Source organism: Herbaspirillum sp. B65 (assembly GCF_000333555.1).
GTDB lineage: Bacteria > Pseudomonadota > Gammaproteobacteria > Burkholderiales > Burkholderiaceae_D > Herbaspirillum > Herbaspirillum rubrisubalbicans.
Genome location: NZ_BADI01000044.1, coordinates 1 through 6,897, shown reverse-complemented (window position 1 = coordinate 6,897; position 6,897 = coordinate 1). Strand labels below are relative to the sequence as shown.

The 6,897-nt window shown below is 60.4% G+C and carries 7 protein-coding genes; all 7 read right to left on the bottom strand.

All coding sequences use genetic code 11. The annotated features are described in order from the left end of the window. Positions 1–2,252 (bottom strand): NADH-quinone oxidoreductase subunit NuoG (gene nuoG / locus I5W_RS00965; protein WP_044527848.1); only part of this gene is annotated, 2,252 nt, incomplete at its 3' end. 82 nt (positions 2,253–2,334) lie between these two features. After that, the gene (gene nuoF / locus I5W_RS00960) at positions 2,335–3,630 is read right to left on the bottom strand and encodes an NADH-quinone oxidoreductase subunit NuoF (RefSeq protein WP_044527847.1); all 1,296 of its coding nucleotides are present in this window, start codon (positions 3,628–3,630) and stop codon (positions 2,335–2,337) included. After that, positions 3,627–4,118, bottom strand: coding sequence for an NADH-quinone oxidoreductase subunit NuoE (gene nuoE / locus I5W_RS00955; protein ID WP_017450672.1), 492 nt, complete (start codon positions 4,116–4,118; stop codon positions 3,627–3,629). The genes nuoF and nuoE overlap by 4 nt, the downstream gene beginning before the upstream one ends. 89 nt (positions 4,119–4,207) lie before the next feature. After that, the gene (locus I5W_RS00950; protein WP_017450671.1) at positions 4,208–5,461 is read right to left on the bottom strand and encodes an NADH-quinone oxidoreductase subunit D; all 1,254 of its coding nucleotides are present in this window, start codon (positions 5,459–5,461) and stop codon (positions 4,208–4,210) included. Then, complete coding sequence (locus I5W_RS00945; RefSeq protein WP_044527846.1) at positions 5,461–6,057, bottom strand: NADH-quinone oxidoreductase subunit C; 597 nt, start codon at positions 6,055–6,057, stop codon at positions 5,461–5,463. Before I5W_RS00945 ends, I5W_RS00950 begins: the two co-directional genes overlap by 1 nt. A 9-nt stretch (positions 6,058–6,066) precedes the next feature. Next, positions 6,067–6,543 carry a NuoB/complex I 20 kDa subunit family protein gene (locus I5W_RS00940; RefSeq protein ID WP_006712940.1) on the bottom strand — a complete coding sequence of 159 codons (477 nt, stop codon included), beginning with the start codon at positions 6,541–6,543 and terminating at the stop codon, positions 6,067–6,069. A gap of 3 nt (positions 6,544–6,546) precedes the next feature. Then, positions 6,547–6,897 (bottom strand): NADH-quinone oxidoreductase subunit A (locus I5W_RS00935; protein WP_044527845.1); only part of this gene is annotated, 351 nt, incomplete at its 5' end.

Genomic DNA, 6,897 nt, shown 5'->3' with positions numbered 1-6,897 from the left:
AGCCACGCGAACACGTTTTCCGGCAATTTCTTATCGATGGCGGCGGTCAGCACAGCGCTGCCCGAGCCTTGCTTGACATTGACCTGGTCGCCTTCGGCCACGCCCAGTTGGGCAGCCAGGGCTGCCGACAGCCATGCCTTGGGTGCCTGGCCGTCACGGGTTTCCAGAAGTGGCGGCGAACGACGAGCGATCGCATCGGCGAAGTAGATGGGCACATCGGCCACACGCTCCAGCGAACCAGCCGAGGCAGCGACCGCCTGGGCTGGCAGCGCAGCCGTGTTGTTCAAGCGGGCCGACAGGTCCACTTCCTTGCCCAGCAGCTCATCGCGGATGGATTCGGAAGTTTCGTAATCGAAGTTTTCCAGTTCCAGCAGGTTGCCCAGCACGCGCAGCACCTTCCAGCCAGGACGTGCATCGCCGGCCGGCTTGACGGTACCGTTGAAGCTTTGCGCACGGCCTTCGGCATTGACGAAAGTACCCGAGGTTTCGGTGAAGGGAGCGATCGGCAGCAGCACGTCGGCGTAGTCGGCGCCATGCTGGAAGGCCGACATCACCACGACCATGTCGGCCTGGTTCAGGGCGGCACGGGCGGCTTGCGGGTCGTAGCTGTCCAGTTCCGGTTCGGCGTTCAACAGCAGATAAGCCTTGCGCGGCTGTGCGAAGACCGCTGCGGCCTTGCCCGGGGCCGGCACCGCGTTGGCCAGGTAAGCACCGACGGCGTTGCCGCCTTCGGTGAGCACGCCCAGCTTGGCGCCGGTCTGCTCGGCAATCCACTGTGCGGCAACGTGCAGTTGCGCAGCTTGCGGGTGCTGGACGGCGGCATTGCCCAGGAACACGCCCTTGGCGTCGCCCGACAGCAGGCTGGCAGCGGTGGCCTTGGCGGCCTCCGATGCGACCACGCCAGCGTAGGCGGCGGGAGCAGCGATACCCTTGGCTTGGGCCACCGCCACGGCCACTTCGGCCAGGGCGGAAAGCCATGCCGAGGGAGCGGCGATGATCTTGTTGGCGATCGGCATGAGCAGATCGTCATCGGTGGCGTGCAGCACGCTGACCTTGGCGCCGCTCTTGGCGGACTGGCGCAGGCGCGCCGACAGCAGCGGATGATCCTTGCGCAGGAAGGAACCGATCACGAAGACGCGGTTCAACTGCGAGAATTCGACGATGGACATGCCCAGCCAGGGCTTGATCTGACCATCCAGAGCGAAGTCCGATTGACGCAGGCGGAAGTCGACATTCTCCGAACCGACACCGCGCACGATCTTCTGCAGCAGGTTCAGTTCTTCCAGCGTGGAGTACGGGGTACCCAGCGCGGCGATGGCATCGGCACCGTGTTCGTGGCGGATGTTGCGCAGGCCATGGGCGACGTATTCCAGTGCGGTCTGCCAGTCCACTTCCTGCCACTTGCCGTCTTGCTTCAACATCGGCTTGGTCAGACGTTGTTCGCTATCCAGCGCTGCGTAGGCAAAACGGTCCTTGTCGGAGATCCAGCACTCGTTGACTTCTTCGTTTTCGAAGGGCAGCACGCGCATGACCTTGCCATTCTTGACCTGCACGATCAGATTGGCGCCAACGCTATCGTGCGGGCTCACCGACTTGCGGCGCGACAGTTCCCAGGTACGGGCGCTGTAGCGGAATGGCTTGGAGGTCAGCGCACCGACCGGGCACAGATCGATCATGTTGCCCGACAGTTCGGAGTCCACGGTCTTGCCGACGAAGGTGGTGATCTCGGAATGTTCACCGCGACCCAACATGCCCAGCTCCATCACGCCGGCCACTTCCTGGCCGAAGCGCACACAACGGGTGCAGTGGATGCAGCGATTCATTTCCTTCATGGAGATCAGCGGACCGACGTCCTTGGGCTCCACGACACGCTTTTCTTCCTGATAGCGCGAGGTCGAACCGCCGTAACCGACGGCCAGATCCTGCAGCTGGCACTCACCGCCCTGGTCGCAGATGGGGCAATCCAGCGGGTGATTGATCAGGAGGAATTCCATCACGCCCTTCTGGGCCTTGACGGCCTTGTCGCTGGCGGTGCGCACGATCATGCCGTTGTTGACCGGCGTGGCGCAGGCAGGCAGCGGCTTCGGGGCCTTTTCGACCTCGACCAGGCACATGCGGCAGTTGGCCGCGATGGACAGTTTCTTGTGATAGCAGAAGTGAGGGATGTACGTGCCGATCTTGTTGGCAGCGTCCATGACCATGCTGCCTTCCTGCACTTCAACCTTCTTGCCGTCTATTTCGATTTCAACCATGGCTGTTTGCCCAAGCTAAATATTCTTGCCAACAATACCGGTGGAAGGCTTATTCCATTCCACCTGGCATCCCCTGCCCTGTTCAGATGTATGCCGGAACCAGGCAGTGTTTGTGCTCGATGTGGTATTCGAACTCTTCGCGGAAATTCTTCACGAACGCGCGTACCGGCATGGCCGCCGCATCACCCAGCGCACAGATGGTGCGGCCCTGGATGTTGTCGGCCACCGAGTTCAACACGTCCAGATCTTCCATCTTGCCGTGACCGTTTTCGATACGATTGACCAAGCGGTACATCCAGCCGGTGCCTTCGCGGCACGGCGTGCACTGGCCGCAGGATTCTTCATGATAGAAGTAGGACAGGCGCAGCAACGACTTGACCATGCAACGGGTTTCATCCATCACGGTCACCGCGCCCGAACCCAGCATCGAGCCCGCCTTGGCGATGGCGTCGTAGTCCATGGTGGTATCCATCATGACCTCGCCACGGATCACCGGAGCGGACGAACCACCCGGGATGACGGCCTTGATCTTCTTGCCGCCACGCATTCCGCCTGCCAGTTCCAGCAGGGTGGAGAACGGCGTACCCAGCGGAATCTCGTAGTTACCCGGACGCTCGACGTCGCCCGAGACCGAGAAGATCTTGGTGCCACCATTGTTGGGCTTGCCCATCTCGGCGTAGGCCTGCGGCCCCACCTTGAAGATGAAGGGCACGGCCGCGAAGGTCTCGGTGTTATTGATGGTGGTCGGCTTGCCGTACAAGCCGAAACTGGCCGGGAACGGCGGCTTGAAGCGCGGCTGGCCCTTCTTGCCTTCCAGCGACTCCAAGAGCGCGGTTTCTTCGCCGCAGATGTAGGCGCCGTAACCATGGTGCGCGTGCAACTGGAAGCTGAAGTCGGTACCCAGGATGTTGTCGCCCAGGAAGCCGGCCGCACGGGCTTCTTCCAGTGCCTCTTCGAAGCGCAGGTACTCGGCGAAGATTTCGCCGTGGATGTAGTTGTAACCGACCGTGATGCCCATCGCATAGCCGCCGATGATCATGCCTTCGATCAGCGCGTGCGGATTGTAACGAATGATGTCACGGTCCTTGAAAGTCCCCGGCTCACCTTCATCTGTATTGCAGACGAGGTACTTCTGGCCCGGGAACTGGCGCGGCATGAAGCTCCACTTCAGGCCGGTCGGGAAACCCGCACCGCCGCGGCCACGCAGGCCCGAGGCCTTGAGGTCGGCGATGACTTGTTCCGGAGTGATCTTTTCATTGAGGATGCGCTTGAGCGACTCGTAGCCGCCGCGCTTGACGTAATCCTCGAGGTGCCAGTTCTCGCCATTCAAGTCGGCGAGGATCAGCGGTTTGATGTGGCGGTCGTGCAGGCAGGTCATTTCTTCAGTTCCTCCAGCAGCGCGTCGATCTTTTCGTTGGACATCCAGCTGCACATTTGATGGTTGTTGACCAGCATGACCGGCGCGTCACCGCAAGCGCCCATGCATTCGCCTTCCATCAGCGTGAACTGACCATCGGCCGTGGTCTCGCGATAATCGATGCCCAGCTTGTGCTTGAGGTGATGGGCGGCACGTTCGCCACCCGACAGCAGGCACGGCAGGTTGGTACACACGGTGATCTTGTGCTTGCCCACCGGGCTGGTGTTGAACATGTTGTAGAAGGTCGCCACTTCCTGCACGGCCACAGCGGGCATACCGATATAGTCGGCCACCTCCTGCTGCAGCTCGGCCGGCAACCAGCCGTGCTCTACCTGGGCGATGCGCAGTGCGGCCATGACCGCAGACTGGCGCTGGTCCGCCGGATACTTCGCGAGTTCGCGATCGATTTTCTTAAGGGCTTCTTGACTTAACAGCATATCGTTGGCCATCCATGCGCATCAGTGCTGCGCGGTTATTGGATATTCCCCAAACCTGACGGGCCTCTCATCGAAGCCCGCCTTGACTCTTACTCTTCGACTTATCGGTCGATTTCCCCGAACACGATGTCTTGCGTACCGATGATGGTGACCGCGTCGGCAATCATGTGTCCCTTGGCCATTTCGTTCAGGGCTTGCAGGTGGGCAAAGCCTGGGGCGCGAATCTTCAGGCGGTACGGCTTGTTGGCACCGTCGGAGACCAGGTAGATACCGAACTCACCCTTCGGATGCTCGACGGCGGCATACGCTTCGCCGGCAGGCACGCGGAAGCCTTCGGTAAACAGCTTGAAGTGGTGAATCAGGTCTTCCATGTTGGACTTCATGTCCGCACGTTTCGGAGGCGCAATCTTGTGGTTGTCGGTGATGACCGGACCCGGATTGTTGCGCAGCCATTCCACGCACTGCTTGATGATGCGGTTGGACTGGCGCATCTCGGCCACACGCACCAGGTAACGGTCGTAGCAGTCGCCGTTCTTGCCGATGGGGATGTCGAAGTCCAGCAGGTCATACACTTCATACGGCTGCTTCTTGCGCAAGTCCCAGGCGATACCCGAGCCACGCAGCATGGGACCGGTGAAGCCCATCTGCAATGCACGTTCCGGCGAGACCACGCCGACGCCGACCAGACGCTGCTTCCAGATACGGTTGTCGGTCAGCAGGGTTTCGTATTCGTCGACATAGGTCGGGAAACGGTTGGTGAAATCTTCGATGAAGTCCAGCAGCGAACCCTGACGGTTTTCGTTCAGTTCGCGGATGGCCTTCTCGTTGCGCACGATCGATGCCTTGTACTGCGGCATGGTATCGGGCAGGTCGCGATAGACGCCACCCGGACGATAGTAGGCCGCGTGCATACGGGCGCCGGAGACGGCTTCGTAGCAGTCGAACAGGTCTTCACGTTCGCGGAAGGCATACAGCAGCACGCCCATCGCACCCACGTCCAGCGCGTGTGCGCCGATCCACATCAGGTGATTCAGCAGACGGGTGATTTCGTCGAACATCACGCGGATGTACTGCGCACGCAGCGGCACTTCGATGCCCAGCAGACGCTCGATGGCCATCACGTAACCGTGCTCGTTGCACATCATCGAGACGTAATCCAGGCGATCCATGTAGGGCACGGATTGCAGGAAGGTCTTCTGCTCGGCCAGCTTTTCGGTGGCACGGTGCAACAGGCCGATGTGGGGGTCGGCACGCTGGATGACTTCACCGTCCAGCTCCAGCACCAGACGCAGCACGCCGTGCGCGGCCGGGTGCTGGGGACCGAAGTTGAGCGTATAGTTTTTGATCTCTGCCATTATTTGATCCCGTAGTTTTCTTCACGAATGATGCGCGGGGTGATTTCGCGCGGCTCGATCGTTACGGGTTGATAGATGACGCGTTTCTGTTCGGCGTCGTAACGCATTTCGACATAGCCGGACACCGGGAAGTCCTTGCGGAACGGGTGGCCGATGAAGCCATAGTCGGTCAGGATGCGGCGCAGTCGGGGGTGACCGTCGAAGAGGATACCGTAGAAGTCAAACGCTTCACGCTCATACCAGCCAGCCGAATTCCAGATCGGATCGACCGAGGCCACGATGGGCAGATCATCATCCGGTGCGAACACGCGCACACGCACACGCCAGTTGTGCGAGATCGACATCAGGTGCGACACCACGGCAAAGCGCGGACCTTCCCAGGCGCCATCGCCGTAGGTGGAGTAATCCACGCCGCACAGGTCGATCAATTGTTCGAAACGGGTGTCGGCATGGTCGCGCAGCACGCGCATGGCCGACAGGTAGTCAGCGGCCTTGACCACCACGGTGACTTCACCGAGGGCCACGGTCAGGTTCTGAAGATACCCTCCAAGCGCATTACGCAGGGCGGCTTCGAGAGTTTCCAATTTTGTCGTCATACTGCCCTCTTAGCGCGCGATGGTGTTGGTGCGCTTGATCTTGTTCTGCAGCTGGATCACGCCATACAGCAGCGCTTCAGCCGTCGGCGGGCAACCCGGCACATACACGTCCACCGGCACGATGCGATCGCAACCGCGCACCACCGAGTACGAATAGTGATAGTAGCCACCACCATTGGCACAGGAGCCCATGGAGATGACCCAGCGCGGTTCCGGCATCTGGTCGTAGACCTTGCGCAGTGCCGGCGCCATCTTGTTGCACAGGGTGCCGGCCACGATCATCAGGTCGGACTGGCGCGGCGACGGACGGAACACCGCACCGAAACGGTCCAGGTCGTAACGCGAAGCACCGACGTGCATCATCTCAACTGCGCAGCAGGCCAGACCGAAGGTCATGGGCCACAGGGATCCGGTACGGGTCCAGTTGATTACCTTATCCAGCGAGGTGGTAACAAACCCCTCATTCAATACGCCTTCAATAGACATGGCTTACTCCCAATCCAGGGCACCCTTTTTCCAGATGTACCAAAATCCGACAACAAATTCAGCGATGAAGACCATCATCGTGACGAAACCTTGCCAGCCCAGCTCACGCATGGACACGCCCCAAGGGAAGAAGAAGGCGGTTTCCAGATCAAACAGGATGAACAGGATGGCGATCAGGTAGTAGCGCACATCGAACTTCATGCGCGCATCTTCGAATGCTTCGAAACCGCATTCGTAAGGGGAAGTTTTTTGAGCGTCCGGCTTGTGCGGACCAAGAAGACGACCTAGGAGCTGGGGGGCGACACCGACACCGATGCCGACAAGGATGAAGAGAAGGACTGGGAAGTAATTCGA

Coding starts and splice junctions, on each gene's coding strand:
- nuoF (WP_044527847.1), bottom strand. CDS start 3,630: ATGACCTGCCTGCACGACCGCCACATCAAACCGCTGATCCTCGCCGAC.
- nuoE (WP_017450672.1), bottom strand. CDS start 4,118: ATGGCCAACGATATGCTGTTAAGTCAAGAAGCCCTTAAGAAAATCGAT.
- I5W_RS00950 (WP_017450671.1), bottom strand. CDS start 5,461: ATGGCAGAGATCAAAAACTATACGCTCAACTTCGGTCCCCAGCACCCG.
- I5W_RS00945 (WP_044527846.1), bottom strand. CDS start 6,057: ATGACGACAAAATTGGAAACTCTCGAAGCCGCCCTGCGTAATGCGCTT.
- I5W_RS00940 (WP_006712940.1), bottom strand. CDS start 6,543: ATGTCTATTGAAGGCGTATTGAATGAGGGGTTTGTTACCACCTCGCTG.